This is a genomic window from Mediterraneibacter sp. 210702-DFI.5.30, from assembly GCF_020560115.1.
GTDB classification, from domain to species: domain Bacteria; phylum Bacillota; class Clostridia; order Lachnospirales; family Lachnospiraceae; genus Mediterraneibacter; species Mediterraneibacter faecis.
The window spans coordinates 37,917-57,597 of record NZ_JAJCME010000006.1 but is presented as its reverse complement, the minus strand read 5'-3'; the positions used below and the strand labels follow the sequence as shown (position 1 = coordinate 57,597).

21 protein-coding genes are annotated in these 19,681 nt (G+C 41.8%); 2 read left to right on the top strand and 19 right to left on the bottom strand.

All coding sequences use genetic code 11. The features are described 5' to 3' along the window. Nucleotides 1–7 precede the first annotated feature (7 nt). On the bottom strand, nt 8–733 hold the full coding sequence (locus LI126_RS07995; RefSeq protein WP_117497655.1) for a pseudouridine synthase: 726 nt from the start codon (nt 731–733) through the stop codon (nt 8–10). Further along, entirely contained in the window at nt 730–2,112 is a 1,383-nt protein-coding gene (locus LI126_RS07990; RefSeq protein WP_020436634.1) for an RsmF rRNA methyltransferase first C-terminal domain-containing protein, read from the bottom strand. Before LI126_RS07990 ends, LI126_RS07995 begins: the two co-directional genes overlap by 4 nt. Before the next feature lie 127 nt (nt 2,113–2,239). On the opposite strand from LI126_RS07990, the gene LI126_RS07985 reads away from it, so the two are divergent. Beyond that, nucleotides 2,240–3,196, top strand: a complete 957-nt coding sequence (locus LI126_RS07985) for a transporter (protein ID WP_227165154.1) — start codon at nt 2,240–2,242, stop codon at nt 3,194–3,196. 13 nt (nt 3,197–3,209) lie between these two features. Here LI126_RS07985 and LI126_RS07980 read toward each other — a convergent pair whose 3' ends face one another. From LI126_RS07980 to LI126_RS07950, 7 genes are all read right to left on the bottom strand, one after another. Beyond that, on the bottom strand, nt 3,210–3,797 hold the full coding sequence (locus tag LI126_RS07980) for a hypothetical protein (RefSeq protein WP_015529166.1): 588 nt from the start codon (nt 3,795–3,797) through the stop codon (nt 3,210–3,212). 2 nt (nt 3,798–3,799) lie between these two features. Continuing rightward, nucleotides 3,800–4,291, bottom strand: a complete 492-nt coding sequence (coaD, locus tag LI126_RS07975) for a pantetheine-phosphate adenylyltransferase (RefSeq protein ID WP_227165153.1) — start codon at nt 4,289–4,291, stop codon at nt 3,800–3,802. Continuing rightward, a complete protein-coding gene (gene rsmD / locus LI126_RS07970; protein WP_227165220.1) occupies nt 4,285–4,881 on the bottom strand; it encodes a 16S rRNA (guanine(966)-N(2))-methyltransferase RsmD in 597 nt (198 codons plus the stop codon). The genes coaD and rsmD overlap by 7 nt, the downstream gene beginning before the upstream one ends. Nucleotides 4,882–5,030: 149 nt before the next feature. Further along, nucleotides 5,031–5,237, bottom strand: coding sequence for an alpha/beta-type small acid-soluble spore protein (locus LI126_RS07965; protein WP_015529164.1), 207 nt, complete (start codon nt 5,235–5,237; stop codon nt 5,031–5,033). A 156-nt stretch (nt 5,238–5,393) separates the two neighbouring features. Continuing rightward, nucleotides 5,394–7,454 (bottom strand): ATP-dependent DNA helicase RecG, encoded by a 2,061-nt coding sequence (gene recG / locus LI126_RS07960; RefSeq protein ID WP_227165152.1) that lies wholly within the window; start codon nt 7,452–7,454, stop codon nt 5,394–5,396. 109 nt (nt 7,455–7,563) lie between these two features. After that, nucleotides 7,564–9,225: a DAK2 domain-containing protein gene (locus LI126_RS07955; RefSeq protein WP_117568200.1), complete on the bottom strand. Its 1,662-nt coding sequence runs from the start codon at nt 9,223–9,225 to the stop codon at nt 7,564–7,566. Nucleotides 9,226–9,237: 12 nt separating this feature from the next. Then, nucleotides 9,238–9,597 carry an Asp23/Gls24 family envelope stress response protein gene (locus LI126_RS07950; RefSeq protein WP_015529162.1) on the bottom strand — a complete coding sequence of 120 codons (360 nt, stop codon included), beginning with the start codon at nt 9,595–9,597 and terminating at the stop codon, nt 9,238–9,240. Between the two features lie 185 nt (nt 9,598–9,782). On the opposite strand from LI126_RS07950, the gene rpmB reads away from it, so the two are divergent. After that, on the top strand, nt 9,783–9,968 hold the full coding sequence (gene rpmB, locus LI126_RS07945; RefSeq protein WP_015529161.1) for a 50S ribosomal protein L28: 186 nt from the start codon (nt 9,783–9,785) through the stop codon (nt 9,966–9,968). 70 nt (nt 9,969–10,038) lie between these two features. Here the strand turns inward: rpmB and LI126_RS07940 are convergent, their stop codons facing one another. The 10 genes from LI126_RS07940 to ruvA all read right to left on the bottom strand — a co-directional run bounded on the left by LI126_RS07940 (nt 10,039) and on the right by ruvA (nt 19,643). Next, nucleotides 10,039–10,176 (bottom strand): hypothetical protein, encoded by a 138-nt coding sequence (locus tag LI126_RS07940; protein WP_020436619.1) that lies wholly within the window; start codon nt 10,174–10,176, stop codon nt 10,039–10,041. 39 nt (nt 10,177–10,215) lie between these two features. Next, a complete protein-coding gene (locus tag LI126_RS07935) occupies nt 10,216–10,599 on the bottom strand; it encodes a GerW family sporulation protein (protein WP_015529160.1) in 384 nt (127 codons plus the stop codon). 14 nt (nt 10,600–10,613) lie between these two features. Further along, nucleotides 10,614–11,471, bottom strand: coding sequence for a DUF2953 domain-containing protein (locus LI126_RS07930; protein WP_227165151.1), 858 nt, complete (start codon nt 11,469–11,471; stop codon nt 10,614–10,616). A 50-nt stretch (nt 11,472–11,521) separates the two neighbouring features. Continuing rightward, entirely contained in the window at nt 11,522–11,875 is a 354-nt protein-coding gene (locus tag LI126_RS07925) for a hypothetical protein (RefSeq protein WP_020436616.1), read from the bottom strand. A gap of 14 nt (nt 11,876–11,889) precedes the next feature. Beyond that, nucleotides 11,890–13,239 carry a peptidoglycan D,D-transpeptidase FtsI family protein gene (locus LI126_RS07920; protein WP_227165219.1) on the bottom strand — a complete coding sequence of 450 codons (1,350 nt, stop codon included), beginning with the start codon at nt 13,237–13,239 and terminating at the stop codon, nt 11,890–11,892. A gap of 37 nt (nt 13,240–13,276) precedes the next feature. Then, complete coding sequence (locus tag LI126_RS07915) at nt 13,277–14,905, bottom strand: FtsW/RodA/SpoVE family cell cycle protein (protein ID WP_118174877.1); 1,629 nt, start codon at nt 14,903–14,905, stop codon at nt 13,277–13,279. A 12-nt stretch (nt 14,906–14,917) separates the two neighbouring features. Continuing rightward, nucleotides 14,918–17,332, bottom strand: a complete 2,415-nt coding sequence (locus LI126_RS07910) for a U32 family peptidase (protein WP_227165150.1) — start codon at nt 17,330–17,332, stop codon at nt 14,918–14,920. 170 nt (nt 17,333–17,502) lie between these two features. Beyond that, nucleotides 17,503–17,913, bottom strand: a complete 411-nt coding sequence (gene zapA / locus LI126_RS07905; RefSeq protein WP_005609966.1) for a cell division protein ZapA — start codon at nt 17,911–17,913, stop codon at nt 17,503–17,505. A 74-nt stretch (nt 17,914–17,987) separates the two neighbouring features. Then, entirely contained in the window at nt 17,988–18,986 is a 999-nt protein-coding gene (gene ruvB, locus LI126_RS07900; protein ID WP_015529153.1) for a Holliday junction branch migration DNA helicase RuvB, read from the bottom strand. A 48-nt stretch (nt 18,987–19,034) separates the two neighbouring features. Further along, nucleotides 19,035–19,643 (bottom strand): Holliday junction branch migration protein RuvA, encoded by a 609-nt coding sequence (gene ruvA / locus LI126_RS07895; protein WP_020436612.1) that lies wholly within the window; start codon nt 19,641–19,643, stop codon nt 19,035–19,037. Nucleotides 19,644–19,681: the final 38 nt, after the last annotated feature.

The following is a 19,681-nucleotide window of genomic DNA, read 5'->3' as shown; positions in this document are numbered from 1 at the left end:
TCCCTGTTTAACGTAATAATGAACAGTCACGCAATGCTTCCAGTTCCTGTCCTGTTAATTCTCGATATTCTCCTAATGCAAGCCGCGGATCAAGTACAAGGCTTCCCATCTGCAGGCGTTTCAGATAAATAACCTCTTTTCCGACTGCATGGAACATTCGTTTCACCTGATGAAACTTTCCCTCTCTGATCGTCAGTCGGATTTCAGAAATCTCTTCTCTTTTCAGAATTTCCAGATGAGCCGGAAGTGTCGGTTTCTCTTCCCCGATTTCAAGTCCTTCTGCAAATCTTCTCACATCTTCTTCCGTAACTTTTCCATCGATTCTGGCGAAATAGACTTTATCTACATGCTTCTTCGGTGACAAAAGCTGATGTGCGAGTTCGCCATCATTTGTGATCAGCAAAAGTCCCTCTGTGTCTTTATCTAATCTTCCGACAGGAAAGAGATCCTTTCTCTGCTTTTCATCAATCAAATCTAATACAGTACTGTCGTTTTTATCTTCCGTTGCAGAAACCACCCCGGCTGGCTTATTTAACATGTAATATTCATATTCTGCATAAGCAACCATCTGTCCCTGGTAAAACACATGATCTTTTTCTGTGTCAATCTTGATTTCCGGACGTTTTACCGTCTCTTCATTAACTCGAACCTGTCCTTTTGTGATTGCTTTCTTCACTTCTGTACGTGTTCCGATTCCCATGTCTGCCAGATATTTATCCAGTCTCAGTTTCATGAGTTCCACCGCCATCCCGGAAGGTACTTATTCTTAAGCATCTGATTCACAAGCTTTCCAAAACCAAGCGGATATCCATCCACACAGATCAGATACCATCCCTTGTCTTTCGGCTTCACAAGATCCTCCACATCCAAAGTCTCGCCTTTCAGATATTTCATAACGCGTTCGTCTTCTAATGGAAGATCGATCACCTGATCATATTCTTCCTTTTTCAGATTCATCGCCAGTGCCTGACTCGGCTCAAAACGATTCTTCTTCAGTTCACCCATCAGTAGGCCTGTTCTTAAGAAACGGATTCCACGAAGTGTCGGAAGTCCTTCCGGCATATAATACACTTTCTCTCCACGCAGATCCATGCGAGAGGAATCGAATTTTCGATCAATATGACCAAGAAATTCTTCCAGTTCTTCCGGAAGCTTCTTGTTCTTCCCACTCTCCGGAAGTCTCTTTCCTTCTTCCTGTTTTTCACCCTTTTGAAGAAGTGCGAGGAAATGTCCTTCTCCCTTCATACGATGAGGGAAAATACGAACCGTCTTTTCAAGTTCCGGATTCTTGCTTTCTGTCACCTGCGGCATTCCATCTGCAAATCCTTCGTAACCTTCCATCTCACAGATCTTAAATTCCGGGTACTCCTGAAGCAGATATTCAATCGTCTGTTCATTCTCTTCCGGTGAAAATGTACAGGTGGAATAAAGCAGCATTCCACCCGGGCGCAGCATCTGGGCTGCCTGTGTCACAATGCTTCTCTGGATCTTTGAAAAAAACTCCGGTCCGTGTTCTTCCCATGCTTTCACCATCTTTTTCTCTTTACGGAACATGCCTTCCCCGGAACAAGGTGCGTCGATCAAAATCTTATCAAAATACTCTGGGAAATAAGAAACAAGCTTTCCAGGCTCTTCACTTAAGATGAGCACGTTTCCGATTCCAAATAATTCAAGATTCTTCAAAAGTCCCTTCGCTCTGGAACTGCTCAGATCATTCGCAGCCAGTACACCGGTTCCTCCAAGCTTTGCCCCAAGTTCTGTGGCCTTGCCTCCAGGTGCTGCACAAACATCAAGCACACGGTCTCCCGGCTCTACCGGAAGACGATCTGCCGGTGTCATGGCACTTGGCTCCTGCAGATAATAAAGTCCTGCGAAATAATATGGATGTTTCGACGGCTGGATATTATCTCCGTCATAATAGAATCCATTATGGATCCACGGAACCGGCTCTAACGGCCAAGGTGCGATCTTCAGGAAATCTTCCACAGAAATCTTCGCTGTGTTCACGCGCAGACCATAGTGACGCGGTTCATCATAACATGCCGTATATGCTTCATATTCAGAACCAAGAAGATCCTTCATTTTCTCTTCAAATACTTTTGGTAAATTCATATTTATTGTTTGCTCCTTTGCAATATCAAGATCAAAATACTTTACATTTAACTATATCATATTTCCATAGCTCCGGTATAGTTTCTTTTTTCTTTTCATAGAATATTTTTGTAAAAGGAGGTTTCCTATGCTTCTGGCTCTCATACTGCTTTCACTGTTTTTTACGATGCTCCTCTTTCCTGAAACTGTATTCCAGGGAGCTTGTGATGGCCTGCTTCTCTGGTATCAGATTCTGATACCGACCCTTTTTCCTTATCTTATTGTCACAGGACTTTTGTTGAAAACAGATGGTGCTGCTGTTGTCTCCCGTCTGCTTTTCCGTCCTTTCCATCTGCTCTTTGGAACTTCCTTCTATGGAAGTTTCGCCGTTCTGTCCGGCTTTTTATGCGGTTATCCAATGGGTGCAAAAATCATTGCCGACCTTCTTCTTCAAGGAAAAATTTCTCTTGAAGAAGCTTCTTACCTGCTGTCCTTCTGTAATAATGCAAGTCCATCTTTCATTATTACTTTTCTTGTTTTAAATACAATTCATCAGAAAGCTTTCTGCATTCCCGTTTTACTGCTTCTTTTCGGAACTATGATCCTCTTAAGCTTTCTTCAACGGATTCTAAGACATTTCATCAAAAATAAAGATTGGATTTTCCCGGAAATGTCCGAAATTTTCACACAGGAAAATTCCATTTTTTCAAAACCACTGACGCACAAAATGAATTTTTCCGTGTTAGAATCTTGTATCCTGAACAGTTCAGAAACGCTTGTAAAAGTCGGAGGTTACCTGATGATCTTTTCTGTACTTCTTGCATTATTGGAACTTCTGCCGATTCGTTCACCTGGTTTTCTTCTCCTGAAATCTTCTCTTGAGATGACAAACGGAATTCTTCTCCTGTCTCAAAGTCTTTCCCACCCCCAGGTTCTTTATCCGTCGCTTCTCGCACTTACTTCTTTTGGTGGATGGTGTTCCGTTGCCCAGACACAATCCATGATTGCCGGTACAGGACTTAAACTTTCTTCTTATATAATACAAAAACTGACCGCCGCACTGGCAGTCAGTCTTTTGACATTTCTCTATCTGAAATTTTTATAATACAATGTAATGACTACCTCAGGTCTCCCTGTCCATTCTCATCATAATATCCGTCATCGGATGGAACTTCAAGTTCTGAACGGTTAGAGCGGACTGTATCGTAGCACTCCTGTAAAGAATTGATCAATCCGTCATACTTTGTTGTATAACTGTCCAAAGTATGTCCGATAATGCTTTCTGCATTTGCAAGAAGATCATCTGTATACTGGATCGCACCAACACGGATTGTATTTGCATCCATTGTTGCGTTATCAAGAATCTCCTGTGCCTGTGCTGTTGCCTGAGTTACGATCTCATTTGCCTGAGCATATGCCTGCTGCATGATCTCATGCTCACTGACAAGCTCTGTTGTCTGAACCTGTGCTTCCTCGATCATCGCATCTGCTTTTGCCTTCGCATCAGCAAGAATCGCATCTCTGTTCGCAATAATCTTCTGATAACGTTTGATCTCATCCGGTGTCTTCATACGAAGTTCGCGAAGTAACTCATCCAGATGTTCCTTATTTACAATAATCTTTGTTGTAGACAACGGCTGAAATTTACAATCTCTGTCTATATATTCTTCAATTTCTTCAATGATCTGTTCAATACGGCTGCTCATTGTTACACTCTCCTTTTTTCTTTCATCTTTTCTCTGAGTGCGATCTCGACGGCTTCCGGCACAAACTGTGATACGTCTCCCCCAAAAGCGGCAATCTCCCGCACTGTAGTCGAACTTAAGTAAGAATATTCTATACTTGTTGTCAGAAACATGGTCTCTATATCAGGCTTCATCCTCTGATTCGTCTGCGACATCTGCAGCTCATATTCAAAATCGGTAATCGCACGTAATCCCCTGATAACCACATCTGCACCTATCTGTTCCGCAAAGTCTACCAGCAATCCATCAAATGGCATAATCTCAACATTCGGCAGATCTTTCGTCACTTCCTTTAACATTTTAACACGTTCTTCTACAGAAAACAACGGCATTTTTGCTTTATTATTCAGTACTCCGACAATTAATTTGTCTACGATTTTACAAGATCTGCAAATGATATCATAATGTCCACGGGTAACGGGGTCAAAACTTCCCGGATAAATTGCTTTTAACATACTTCTTCCTTTCCGGCTTTCTCAATAAATACATGCTTGTTTGTCTTATATCTCTTCTCTTTGATCAAAGAATATCCCAATTCTGGAAGATATCCAAAATCTGTATCCAACGAAGCTTCTACGATGATCACCGTATCTTCATAGATCAGATCCGATCCTGCAAGGTATTCCAGAACTCTTTTCTCAAATCCCATATTATACGGTGGATCCATGAATACAAAGTCAAAAACCTTTTCACCTTCCAACTGATATAATGCGTTCATCACATCCTTTGTCAGTGTAAGTCCCTTCTTCTCCAGACGTGTGAATTTCAAATTCTCCTTGACACATTCCATCGCCTTAGGATTTTTCTCTACAAATACTGCTTCTTTTGCTCCCCTGCTGAGAGCCTCTATTCCGATTCCGCCACTTCCTGCAAACAAATCAAGGAAAATACAGTCATACATCTGCGGACTTATCATATTAAACAAAGTCTCTTTGATCCGGTCCGTTGTCGGTCTTGTCTCCATCCCCTCAAGAGTCTTCAGTTTTAGGCTTCTTGCGCTTCCTGCAATTACTCTCAAATATCGACACCTCCTGTCATTAACTATGGTGAATTTTAGCAGAAAAAAGCACCCGGGTCAATGCCGAGTGCTTTTCTCTTTTTCATTTCTTGTGTTCTTTTTACTGTACATGACAGTTTTTGAACCGCTTTTCTGTCTGATGCAGACCGCTTCCGCAGACGATTTTTCTTCGCCTGTTACTTTTCTGCCATCTGCTTCTCCTGCTGTTCAATCATCTTTTTAACCATATAACCGCCGACAGAACCATTCTGTTTTGATGTGAGGTCTCCATTGTAGCCGTCTGTTAACGGAACTCCCAACTCGGATGCTACTTCGTACTTGAACTTGTTCATAGCTCCTTTCGCCTCAGGTACTGCTGTTTTGTTAGATGAACGACTTGCCATGATCTTTTTCCTCCTTTTGCATTTTGTAACTTTACTATTTAGCTTTGTTACGCTGTTAGTATGTGGAGGAAAATTAATTTTAAACTGGTAACTTTTGGCAATCACTGATGCAGCCGAATTGCTCCATTGCTGTACAATTGCTGTAATCCGCAAACATCACAATGTTGTTTCCAGCATGATCTCATCCAGTTTTATCCGTAAATGTTCTTTCAATTTGCGATGCTCAGGGAATTCCAGTTCCGGATCGTCCAGAAGAAGTCTGTCTGCCTCTTCACTTGCGTTTTGAAGCAGCTTTGCATCTTGAAATACATCGGCAACTTTAAAATCAAGCACGCCACTCTGCCGGATTCCAAAAAGATCCCCCGGGCCACGCAGTCGGAGATCTTCACTTGCAATAAAGAAACCGTCATTTGAATGATTCAGGATATCTAACCGTTCCTTCGTTTCTTTTGATTTCGATGCTGTCATGAAAATGCAATAGGACTGATACTTTCCACGACCAACCCTTCCTCTCAACTGATGAAGCTGCGCCAGCCCGAAACGTTCTGCATTTTCGATCATGATCACTGTCGCATTCGGCACATCAATTCCCACTTCAACAACTGTTGTTGAAACAAGCACCTGGATTTCATTTCTTCCAAATGCATTCATCACTTCATCTTTCTCTTTTTCCTTCATCTTTCCATGCAGAAAGCTGACATTGATCGAATCCCCTAATGTTTCTGAAAGCATCTCGCAATAATCGATAACATTTTCCGCTTCCATTGCTTCACTTTCTTCAACCATCGGACAGATCACATAGCACTGACGTCCTTGTGCCACCTGTTTTCTTATGAATTCATAAGCCTTCGGACGGTATCCCGTATCCACAACACAGTTTTTAATTGGAAGACGATTCTTCGGGAGCTCATCGATCACAGAAATATCCAGATCACCATAAAGAATAATTCCAAGTGTTCTCGGGATCGGTGTCGCACTCATTACGAGAATGTGTGGCAGGTTTCCTTTACCTGCAAGCATTTCTCTTTGTTTTACGCCAAAACGATGCTGTTCATCCGTCACCACAAGTGCCAGATTGTGATAGATTGCTTTCTCCTGGATCAATGCGTGTGTTCCTATAATAATTGATGATTCCCCACTCTCAATCCGGGCATAAGCTTCTCTCTTTTCTTTTGCTTTCATAGATCCGGTCAAAAGTTCTGCCCGCAGTGGGATCTGATACTGTTCCAACATGTCTTTGATATTTTCAAAATGCTGTCTTGCAAGTACCTCTGTCGGTGCCATTAACGCTCCCTGATAGCCGTTCAATCCTGCAAACAGTAATCCAAGAACTGCCACGATTGTTTTACCTGATCCAACATCCCCCTGAACAAGTCTGGACATGACATATTGACTTTTCATGTCTTTCTGCATATCATCCCATACCCGCAGCTGTGCAGCCGTCAGTTCATACGGCAGTTGTCTCAGGAATTCGCTGATTTGAGGCTGATCTTCAAAATGGAATCCGTTCTTCATCCTGTCCTGTGTATTTTTAATCTGGCGCAGAGAAAGAATAAAAACAAGAAATTCCTCAAAAACAAATCGTTGTCTTGCCGCAAGAAATGCTTCTTTATTCTCCGGGAAATGCATCTCCCGCACAGATTGTTCATAAGGCCGGAAATGATATTTCTTCGTAAATTCATCCGGAAGAAAGTCATCCTGTTCCCGCACCCGTTCTAATGCCTGACGTAGTGCTTTGATTACTGCATTGTTTGTCAGACCTGCTGTCAATCCATAAACAGGCTGCATGGTGTTGATTTTTTCCTGATAACGAACTGCCGGATCGTAAATCTCCGGATGTTCCATCACAAGGGAATCTCTTTTCTTCACAACCCTGCCGCGAAGAACAACTGCTCCTTTTCGCCCAAGTGTATTTCTTAAAAACGGCATTCGAAACCAGATTACCTTTATTGTTCCTGTCAGATCCTTTAAATATGCAGTCGTGATCTGTCTTCCTTTTCCCGGAGAAACCTGTACACGCCCAAAAACACTGCCGCAGATCGTGCAGACTTTGCCTTCCTCCACTTCACTGATCGGAACCGGTTCTCCAAAAATCTCATACCCTCTCGGATAATAATGAATCAGGTCATTCACTGTGTAAACTCCGATTTTTTCGAAGAGCTTCTCCGTTTTTTCGCCCACACCTTTGATTGTTCCAACTCCTGATTTTTTACTCATTTATGTCTGTCTCCTAAACAAAATAACCGGAACACTTTTCCCAAATGTCCCGGTCTGTTCCTAATTTTATTACAGTACTGCTGTTCTGTCTCTTTACTGACAGTTCTCCTTATTCAACAGAAAGTACATAATAGTAGATTGGCTGTCCACCGGAATGTACATCAACATCTACATCCGGATATAAATCTTCAATCTCCTGTGCAAAGTTCTCTGCACTCTCCTCCTGTACATCCTGACCATAATACAGACTGATCAGCTCTGTGTCTTCATCCACCAGCTGTGCAAGCATCTCTTTTGTTGTCTCTTCCACAGACTGTCCGACAGCAAGAATTCCACTGTCTCCGATTCCCATGATATCTCCCTCATGGATCTCTTTGTCATCAATGTGTGTATCACGGACTGCATAAGTAACCTGTCCTGTCTTCACATTTCCAATTCCTTCGATCATTGCTTCCAGATTCGTCTGTGCGTCTGCATCCGGCATATAGTTAATGATCGCAGTAATTCCCTGCGGAACTGTCTTGGAAGGCACAACAATAATATCCTTATCCTCTGTCAGTGTCTGCGCCTGATTGGCAGCAAGAATAATGTTCTTGTTGTTCGGAAGGATAAAGATATGTTCTGCGTTCACCTGATCGATCGCATTGAGCATGTCTTCTGTACTTGGATTCATTGTCTGACCGCCTTCAATAATGTAGTCAGCACCAAGCTCACGGAAAATCTCATTCATTCCTTCTCCGATAGAAACTGCAATAAATCCGACTTCTTTGCGCGGCTCCGCCTTTTTCGCTTCAGCCTGCTGTGCAGCCAGCTTCTCCGCATCTTTGATCAATCTCTCCTGATGCTCTTCTCTCATATTATCAATCTTCATACGTGAGAGCTGTCCGTATGTCAGCGCTTTCTGGATTGCAAGTCCCGGATCATTCGTGTGCACGTGAATCTTAACAATATCATCATCTGCTACACATACGATAGAATCTCCGATAGACTCCAGATATGCTTTGAACTCTGTCTCATCTTTCGCTGTGAATTCTTTTTCCAGCATGATGATAAACTCTGTACAATATCCGAATTTAATCTCTGTTTCTGCCTGTTCAGAAGGCTTCACCATCTTTGTGCCGGCACTTGCCTCGATTGCAGAATAATCAATCTCTTTTCCCTGGAATGCATCGTATGCACCACGCATCACTTCCAGAAGTCCCTGTCCACCGGAATCTACTACGCCTGCTTCTTTTAATACCGGAAGCATCTCCGGTGTCTTTTCAAGAACTTCCTGCGCATAGTTGATCACTTCTGAAATAAATGTATCCAGATCTTCTGTTGTCTCTGCAAGCTCTGCCGCTTTCTGGGATGCTCCCTTTGCTACAGTAAGAATTGTTCCTTCCTTCGGCTTCATAACAGCCTTATAAGCAGTTGCAGTTGCACGTTCACATGCCTTCGCAAGTGTAATTGTGTCAATCTCTTTATGTTCCCTGATCTCCTTTGTAAAGCCACGAAGAAGCTGGGATAAGATAACTCCGGAGTTACCTCTTGCTCCACGAAGAGAGCCTGAAGAAATTGCTTTTGCAATCGCCACCATATCAGGATTCTCCAGCGCCTTTACTTCTTTTGCCGCTGACAGGATCGTCAGTGTCATATTTGTTCCTGTATCACCATCCGGCACCGGAAATACGTTCAATTCATTAATGAACTCCTTCTTTGCCTCAAGGTTCGCTGCTCCCGCAAGAAACATCTTCTGAAGCAATTCGGTGTTTATCGTTTTAACAGCCACAATTGTTCCTCCTTAATCTATCACTCTGACACCTTCAACGAAGATGTTGATCTTATCTACTTTCATACCAGTAAATTCTTCTACCTTATATTTTACATTATTCATAAGGTTGTCAGAAACTGAAAGAATATTCACTCCATAGGAAACGATCACATGAAAATCAAGCGTAATTACATTATCTTCTGTGATCTCAACATGAATTCCCCTTGTCAGGCTTTCTCTTTTCAAAAGATGCACAAGGCCATCTTTCATATTAACTGCTGCCATTCCTACTATGCCAAAGCACTCAATTGCCATTGAGCCTGCATATTTTGCAATGACTTCAGGATTGATTGTAATGATTCCAAGATCTGTACTCATACTTCCCTTCATCATATATTCCCTCCAATTCTATAGGTTCTTTCCATATATAACATGACTATTATACTATTACTTTTTGTTTTTTACAATACAGTTTTGATTTTTTTAAAATAACACTTGCATTACTCGAAAGTTTCTGATAGAATATCATTGTTATGAGTCTAAAAGACCAGTTTAGATTGTTAGGAGGTGCAGTCATGGCTAAATGTGCTATTTGTGAAAAGGGTGCTCATTTTGGAAACAATGTAAGCCACTCTCATAGAAGATCACCAAAAATGTGGAAATCAAATGTGAAGTCTGTAAGAGTTAAGACAGAGGGCGGTTCTCAGAAAATGTACGTTTGTACTTCTTGCCTGAGATCAGGACTCGTTGAGCGTGCTTAATTCTCGTTTGATGATTCAATATGACACGGTATAAAGGACTTTATCTGTTTATTCGGATAAAGTTCTTTTTTTATCTGCAGAACAAACAATATGCCAGTACAATACCGGTAATTGCGATCACAGTTCCCCATAAGACATCAGAAAGCAGCATCATGACGATCATTCCTGCTGCAAACCAAAACAATGCAAATCCAAAAACTTTCTTCACAATACTGCTCCCAATATTTTCTATATTCTAGTAACTATTTTATTCTGCATCCAGAATATCTGCTACATCTTCTTCTGTTAATTTTTCATCTTTTGATGTAAAACGGTCTACCACATCAGGTACCATATCCAAAAGTTTTGTAATTGTATCCTGATTCTTGATATTCACAAGTTTCGTCTTTCCATCCTGAATAACGATCACAGCACTCGGTGTGATCTTTCCACCGATTCCACCGCCTGCTCTATCTTTCTTTTCAGCGTTAAAAGAACCTGCTCCAATACCAAAAGAGACATCTACCAATGGAAGAATGATTGTTCCATTGATATGGATCGCATCTCCGACAACTGTCTTTGATGAAACAACGCTGTCCATTCCCTGAAAGAGTGATTCTACTGTTTCTTTAAATTTGTTTCCGTCTGCCATAATCCTGACTCCTCTCATTTTATATATTTTCTAATGTGTTTGTAGGTAATCTTCACATCTTTATTCCAGAATAGCTTCCATGCAGGAACAGCAAAGTAAATAACCCGGATCTTCCCTTCTGCAGATGCATTTCCCTCCAGCTTTCGTTCTTCAAAATCCGGCTGGATCTGAACACACTCACCAATCAGTCCGTAAATGCTCCCCAGAAAAGCTAACATATATCCTGTCCAGGAAGGATCACTGAATCCAAATGTAACATTCGCCTGAAGCTTTTTAGGCTTCAGAACATGTAACAGATGGCATAGTTCTTTCTTCACTGCCTCGAATGCCCGTTGATGTTTCTCATAAGTTAAAAAAGCGGTCAGAAATTCTTTTTTCTCTCCTGCTTTTTTTATAGTACCACAGAGTTTCTGAAATGTATATTTGATTTTTTTCAATTTAGATTCCGTCTGTACGTTTTCGGGCCTGCGCTCCTCTCGAACTTTCGTCTTTTCTGTCTCTGACTCTTTTTTTATCTCTGGCTCTTTTTCTGATGCTTTCTCAATTTTCACATCTTTTTCCGGTGGATTATTCTTTACTTCCGTCTTCTTACCTTCCAAAGGTTCTTTTTCCAACGGCTCAGGAACCACCGGCTTCTCTGACGTTTCCTTTTGTTCCTCTTCCGAACTGTCAAATTTCTTCCAGGCAAGACGAAGCTTCCATTTTAATTCTCCATGTTCATAAGACGCTGATCCGGAAATCAGATGAAACAGCCAACTGACCTTTCCATATGCCACAAGGGTATCAAGTGTATTCTCCCCTTTTGCAGAAAATCTGTATTTCACCGGATAAAACAAGATTGTTAAAATCAGTAAGAGTAAAATTACGAGCAAAAAAAGAAGAATCCATCCAATTATTTTCAGTATAAGAAACAGGATATGTATCATACGCTTCGAATCTCCTTTTTCTCAAACTCTTCCTGACGATCCAAAAGGAACTTTCTCAAGTTTACCTCTCCCGTCTTCTCATATGCTTCTTCCGCAATCCTTTCGATCAGACTCAATGCGCCATCATACCCATTCGCAATTCCAACAATAAATAAAGATGCATTGTCAAATATATGTTGCTTTAAAAGAAGCGACGAATAATATTCTAAATGGTTCTGCTTTCCCTGTGAAAGCGTAATTACATAGACAGAAGGCTGCAGTTTATTTTTCTGCAATTTTTTTATTAATTTCAGTTTTTTCTCTTCCCAGCCTTCGCTGACATATAAATCACAGAAAAATTTTGTCTGCATCTTTTCTCCTCCCATTAGTTGTAATAGGCGTCTAAAATATCCCCGGCGATTGCCACTGCTTTTCCGCTGGAACTTCCATCCGAACCTTCTGTGATCACACTGATTACCAGATCCGGATTATCCACATTTGTAAATCCCATAAACCAGGAATGTGTCTTTTCTCCATCTGACATACTGTACTCTGCTGTTCCCGTTTTTCCTGCAGCAGTATAGGATCTTCCTTTTAAGACAGATCCTGTTCCTTCCTCTACAACAGCTGTCATATACTCTTTCAATTGTGCAGCTTCATCCGATGTCATGACCTTCTTATAACTTTTCGGAACATTCTTTCGTATCTGGGAGCCCGTATAATTCGTCACACTTTCCACAAGATATGGCTGCATCATGGTTCCACCGTTCGCCACTGCCTCGGCAATCAGTGCCATATGATATGGACTTACGGTTGTCTTTCCCTGTCCCATTGCCGTCATCATTACTTCTCCCTCACTGGAATTCTGATCCAGTGCAAAGGAGCTCTTCGCTGCATTCAGTACACCCGGAAGCGATTTATTGAACAATAAATCTTCCGCCGTCTGACGGTATTGCGTCAGATCCAGGCCAAGACCAATATTGGCAAAAGATGAATTACAGGAATTTGCAAAGGAACTTCTCAGATCCTCTGAGCCATGTGCATTTCCATTAAAGCAGTGAATTGTAATATCTCCCTGTGAAATCTCTCCATTACAATCATATGTATAATTCGGATAATCACTGTTCTGACGCATAAAAGCAAGTGTTGTAACCACTTTAAACGTCGATCCTGGAGCATAAGATCCTTGTGTCACACGATTCAACAGCGGACTGTTTTCTTCATCTGAGTTCAATTCTGACCAGTCACTTAAAATATTATTCGGATCATATGCCGGTTTGGAAACCATGGCGAGAATCTTTCCCGTACTCGCCTCCATTACGATTGCCGCACCTTTGTTTGATCCAAGCGCATCATAAGCCGCCTGCTGCAGATTTGCATCCAATGTTGTTACAACTGTATCTCCTCGATTCTTCTTTTCACTGAATTCATTCTGCAGTTTTTCAAGAAAGAATGCATTTGATGTCAGAAGCTCAAAATTCTCTACCGATTCCAGGCCCGTAGTTCCAAGTTTGGAATCACTGTATCCGATCACATGAGCAAACACTTCTCCATAAGGATACTCTCTCGTCTCTGATCCATCATCCCCAACGGCTGTCTGTGCAAGCACATTTCCATTCTTATCAACAATGCTTCCTCGTATAATCGTATCTGCATAAGCATCCTGTCTTTGATTATATGGACTGTTCACTACAAGTTTTGCCCGCACGACCATAAAATATACAAGATATCCCATCAACGCGATAAAGAGAATCACGAAAAAGTAAGTGACTCTAGCGAACTCTTTGTTCCGAACGCGTTCTCCGCTGTCTTTGCTGCCGCTGTTCCGGGACATCCTCGAATCTCGGTCTGCTTTTTGTTGTTTTCTTACCGGTCGTTCTTCCCGATTCATTTCTTAAATCCCTTTCTCTTTGTCTTGCTCTGTCTCTGTTATCTCCATCATATTCTCTTCGTCTGTCACGTCCATCCTGACGGGATCTTCCTGATTTTGCATTCGAACTGCTCTGGCGGCGTCTTTCATTCTGCCTGCTGCGGTTTCTCTGTCTTGCGCGCTGCATCTCAATCTGATGCTCTTCTTCTGCTTCTTCATCTTCTCTGACAATGTAGAGCCCCTGAATAATCCCAAACATGATCATCGTACTTAACAGAGAACTTCCACCATAACTGACGAATGGAAGTGTTACTCCGGTTAACGGAATGAACTTTGTCACTCCTCCGATCTGCAGAAATACCTGAAAAATATAGCAGGTTCCCAGACCAAGTGCTACTAATTTATAGAAGAAATTACGCAATTCCATCGCAATATTCAAAAACATCACATAACAGCTGACGCATACAAGGATCAGACACAGTGTAAAAATCAGTCCCATTTCTTCTGTCATTGCAGAGAAGATCAGATCCGTCTCTGCAACTGGAATCGTATCCGGCTGACCACGGAATAACCCTGTTCCAAACCAGCCGCCACTTCCAATCGCAAACAACGACTGGGCAATCTGATATCCCCCTTCGCTATAAGCTGCAAACGGATCCTGCCATGCCGCAACTCTGACCTTAATGTGGGAAAACAGATGATATCCAATCACTGCAGCTCCACACCCTGCTGCCACACCTGCAATTGCATATAACGGCTGCCTTGTCGCAACATATAGCATAATCAGATACACAATAAAGAAGATTAATGCAGCTCCCAGATCTGTTGACAATACAAGGATCAGAACATGTGCTGCCGCTATCGCAGTCGTAACAACAACATTCTTAAATTCTGTCGATTTATTCAGGCTTGCTGCTACAAAAAATACAAACAGAATCTTAACAAACTCAGAAGGCTGCAGACTCACAGGTCCAATATTGAAACTCAGCTTTGCTCCTCCAAGTGTTGCTGCAAACAATGCAACGATAAGAAGTGCTGCTCCTCCAACTGCTGCATAGATATAAGTCCAGTTCTCCAGGAAAGTCATCTTCCGGATCAGAACCGGAACAATAAGACCAAAAACAATACCAACAACAACAAATACCAGCTGACGGATTGCAATTCCATAAGGAGACTTACTCTGTGCGGAAAGCCTTGTGATCATGATCATTCCCGCTGTGATCAACATACACATATTATTGACAACCAGTCTCGAAACATTCGGGTAGATCAGATTGTATAATAAGATGACTGCCATCACAATCACTGCCAGTGCACCATATATGAACATCATCCTCAGATCCTGCGTTGCAAAATACATTGCAATAAATGCAGTGATCTGTATCATAAATAGAAGTACATCCTGACGGATCAATACTTTGTTTTCCTCATCTTCATAACTTCTCGTAAAGATTGAAAAACAGGAAAAGGTATATGCCGCCATCAAGATGATGATAAGGTATTTGGATACCTGAATAATAATATTAGCCATATTTCACCTGCTTCAAATAATTCCTCTGTTGAAATGTCCTGTTGTAAAATCTGTATCTTCTTTTCCTCTGGCAACAGTTTTTTCATCTGTTAAGAAAAATGTATTCAGAACTGTTTCTGTCTGTTCTTTATCCTCCAGAGTAAACTGGATACGGCGCATCTTTGGATACAATTCATTCACTCTGTCCCATTCCTGTCTTAGATTGATCGGATTTTCCGTATAAATCACATTATAACAGAGATCACAATAGTTACGCGCAAAGAATTTTTCGTCTCTTCTGTCTTGAAGCACTCGTACTCCCGGTTTCTTAGAACAGCCTGAAGTTGTTCTCTCAATACACTGTGCAGATACCATAACCGGAATTCTTCCGTAAACAAGAAGTTCACCGTTTCTGATATCAAGTTCCCTTAGTTCTCTGCTGTTAAGCTCCAACGGAGCTGTAAAATCCTCAACTTTTTGCTGTTTCCAAAATTCTTTGCCATACTGATTAAAGATATATAGATTATGGTCTAATATAATCTTTTTGTCAAATCCTCTTTCTTTTAAGAAAAAGAAAGCTTCAAAATTTCGAATAACAACGCCGTCAATTGGCAATTGATTAAAGTTTTCAAATTGTCTTCCAAACCATTCCTGCGCATTCTCTCTGAAAATATGTGGAAATACCAGATACAATTCAACTCCGCTTTTTCTCCAAAAATCAATCCCGTCTCTGACATGTGTGTCTGAAAAACCTGTGCCAAACAACCGGAAATCTAATGCAATCCGGCCAATCCTTTGAGTTCCCTGCCCATAAAGTTCCTCTTTCTGATTCAAAAAGCTGAACACGGTCTCTAACTGTTCCTCTGTTTCAATAAACACAGAATATCTGTTCAGATTTCCATTTCCTGTCTCTTCTTTAAATGTTTCTACCTGTGTCGTTGAAGGATTGCATTCCCTGTAAAAAGCAGTTGCGATTTCTCTTCTCAATCCATCCAGTGCTGCTCTTCTTAAACTATTCAGCTGCTGCATCGGAAGAAACGCATCCTGATCCATAGATATTTCCAGATCTTTCAGGAAAAATAGTGTACCGCCTGTCTTCGCAAGCTGTGTGCGAATTCTCTCTTCCTCCAATGGGCGCTTCTGTGCACGTTCTACTGCATGTTCTGTATATGCTGTATAAGAAAATTCCCTGCAGCAGACCGTAAAAGATGCCGGATATCCAACCTGAAGGCTCAAAAATCCATAAATCTCCTCCTGCCGGTCTTCTTTCCTGTATTTCTGATCCAGACTCTCAATCAGTTCTTCATTTCGGATTCTTCTAAAAACAAAGCCTTCTTTGAAACGCATCCCTTTCGGCACAAGAAAACGTAACTTTTCTCCCTTTGCGATCTTCTTGCCAAGTGTATAATTATCTTTCCCGCTACCGATTTCAAGAACATCATGTGCATGCAGATCTGTCAAAGCCTGAGCTGTGACCTCACGTCCATTTTGCGACAGACATCTGGCTGCTGCTACTCCGGCATGATTCGGACGATCCAGTACCAGCATTTCTCTTCCATTATGCTGCTTATAATATCCGGTATCTGAATCACCGCGATTATAAAGATCCATCAGGTTTTCGCGGTCTTCCGGTTTCACCGCATAACCACTTTTCCCTTTTTTCAAATATAAATCCACATATTTCCGATACATAGCTGTTACTGCTGCCACATATTCCGGTTTCTTCATGCGTCCTTCTATCTTAAATGAGTCAATCCCGGCTTCAACCAGTTCCGGAATTAATTCCAGCGTACAGATATCCTTCAGGCTAAGAAAATATTTCTTCTGACCATCTACTGTATAAGGAAGTCTGCATGGCTGTGCACATTGACCACGATTTCCACTTCGGCCGCCGATCACACTACTCATCAGACACTGTCCGGAGTAACAATAGCAAAGTGCTCCATGAACAAAACACTCTACTTCAAGGTCCGTTGTTTCATGAATCTGTCGAACTTCTTCCAACGAAAGCTCTCTTGCCGGGACAACTCTTGCCGCCCCCTGACTCTCTAAAAACTTCGCTCCTGCCGCACCAGTGATTGTCATCTGTGTACTCGCATGGATATCAAGATCCGGAAAATTGCTTCTGATAAATTGGAATACACCCGTATCCTGAACGATCACCGCATCCAAACCTTTCTCATATAATGGTGCCAGATAATCATACAGTTCTGCAATCTCATGATCTTTTAATAATGTATTTACTGTAAGATAAAACTTCTTCCCATAAATATGAGCACGCTCAATTGCTTCGATCAGTTCATCCTGTGTAAAATTGTTTGCATATGCTCTTGCTCCAAAACGTGCTCCTGCCGCATAAACGGCATCTGCACCTGCATTCATTGCTGCCTGAAAACATGCAAAGGATCCCGCCGGAGCCAGAATCTCCACCTGTCGGTCTTTTCTCATTCTTCTGTCATTATCCTTCTCTTTATTATTATGTTCACATAATCTATGAGAAACATGCTCCGCGAGTTTCTCAAGTTATCGCGACAATCGCCAAGGTCTTGTGCAAGTACGGACTTTGGCTCGTTGTTCGCGTAAATGAAAAAGGCTGCCAAAGTGACAGCTTTTCTCATTTACCTTCTTCGGTTTTTCATCTCTGTCTCGAGCTTAACAATCTGCATCTGAAGGTCATTATTCTCTTCTTTCATCTTTGCAAGCTCTTTCTCAGCATTCTCAAGTTTGATCTGGGCTGAAATCAATTCATGCTTCAGATCATACATCTCTTTATCCTTGAGCTCGATATCGCTTTCCAGGGAATCTCCCTGTTTCTTTGCTTTAAAATAATCATCTGCAATATTAAGTGCAAGAAGGACATTCCTTGTGTCTGCACTCTGTTTTCTGTATCCTTCACTGTTCGTACATTCTGTGATTTTATGATTAAGATAGGAAGATACTTTCTGCAGATACTCTTCTCCTTCAAAGCCACTGAGAGTATAGACTTTTCCTCCGATTAATACTTCTGTAAAATGTTTTGCTGAACTCATAGCTTCCTCCTCGAGTTTCTATTCTTCTATTATAGACTATTTATCCTCAAAAACCAACTATTTTTTCAGAATTTCTATACTTCTCTCGGAATTCCAAGATGTTGGTAAGCTAATTCTGTTACAACACGACCTCTTGGAGTCCTCTGAATGAATCCATTTTTCAACAAATACGGTTCGTAAACATCTTCTAATGTGCCTGCATCTTCTGAAATCGATGCGGCAAGTGTCTCAAGTCCTACCGGTCCTCCCTGGAACTTCTCAATCATTGTGATCAGAATGTTACGATCAATATGATCTAATCCGAATTTATCCACGTCAAGAAGATCCAATGCATAATTTGCTACTTCTTTTGTGATTACACCATCATATTTAACCTGTGCAAAGTCACGCACTCTTTTCAGCAGACGGTTCGCAAGTCGCGGTGTTCCCCTTGATCTTCTGGCAAGTTCCATAGCACCTTCTTCTTCAATCTCTACACCTAGAACATGTGCAGAACGCAGAATGATCGTCTTCAACTCTTCTTCATTATATAACTCCAAATGATGCACTACACCAAAACGGTCTCTGAGCGGTGCTGTAAGCATTCCTGCTCTTGTTGTTGCCCCAACCAGCGTAAATTTGGGAAGATTCAGACGAACAGACCTTGCTCCCGGTCCCTTTCCGATCATAATGTCGATCGCATAATCTTCCATTGCCGGGTAGAGCACTTCTTCCACCTGACGGTTAAGTCTGTGAATCTCATCCACGAATAATACGTCATGTTCCTGCAGACCATTCAGAATTGCAGCCATCTCGCCTGGTTTCTCTATTGCCGGTCCGGAAGTAATCTTCATATTTACCCCCATCTCATTCGCTATGATTCCTGCCAGTGTTGTCTTACCAAGCCCCGGCGGTCCGTAAAACAGCACATGATCCAGTGCTTCGCCCCTTGCTTTCGCTGCTTCTATATAAATACTAAGCGTCTTCTTTGCTTTCTCCTGTCCAATATATTCTGATAAAAGCTGCGGCCTTAACTGTCCCTCTATCTTACTGTCTTCTTCCAGATTCTCTGTCGTTATAATTCTCTTCGCCATAACTGACCTCTCATTTCATAACTCTTTACTTCAAATTTTTATATCTGATCAGAGCAGATTCTTTAACGCTTCTCTCAAAAGATCTTCTACACTCGCACAATCAACAGATACCTTCTTCACTGCACGTAAACTCTCTGCACTTCCATAACCAAGTGCTGTCAGTGCCTGTACCGCTTCCGCCTGCATTCCGGTATCTGTCGCCTCAATTTCTTTTGACTGTTCACTGCCATGTGCTGCCTGTTCCAGAACATCCTCAATGCTCATCTTATCTTTCAACTCCAGAATCAGCTTTTCCGCGGTCTTCTTCCCAATTCCAGGAGCTGATGAAATTGTTTTTACATCTCCGGCCAGCACGGCAAAACGAAGTTCATCCGGAGAAAGGCAGGAAAGAATATTCAACCCGGCTTTCGGTCCGATCCCACTGACACCGATCAACAGTCTGAAAACCTGAAGATCTTCGCCTGTTAGAAATCCATATAATTGCATTGCATCCTCACGCACGTTGAGATATGTATGAATTTTCACTTCTTCCCCAACTGCCGGAAGCATGGATAATGTCTGCTGCGACATATAAATTCCGTATCCGATTCCACCCGCTTCCACAATCGCTTTCTGCTCCTGGACTGCTGCCAGTTCACCTCTAATATATGATATCATCTTCCTCTATCCTTTTCCCGCTGCACCAAAACCGCAAC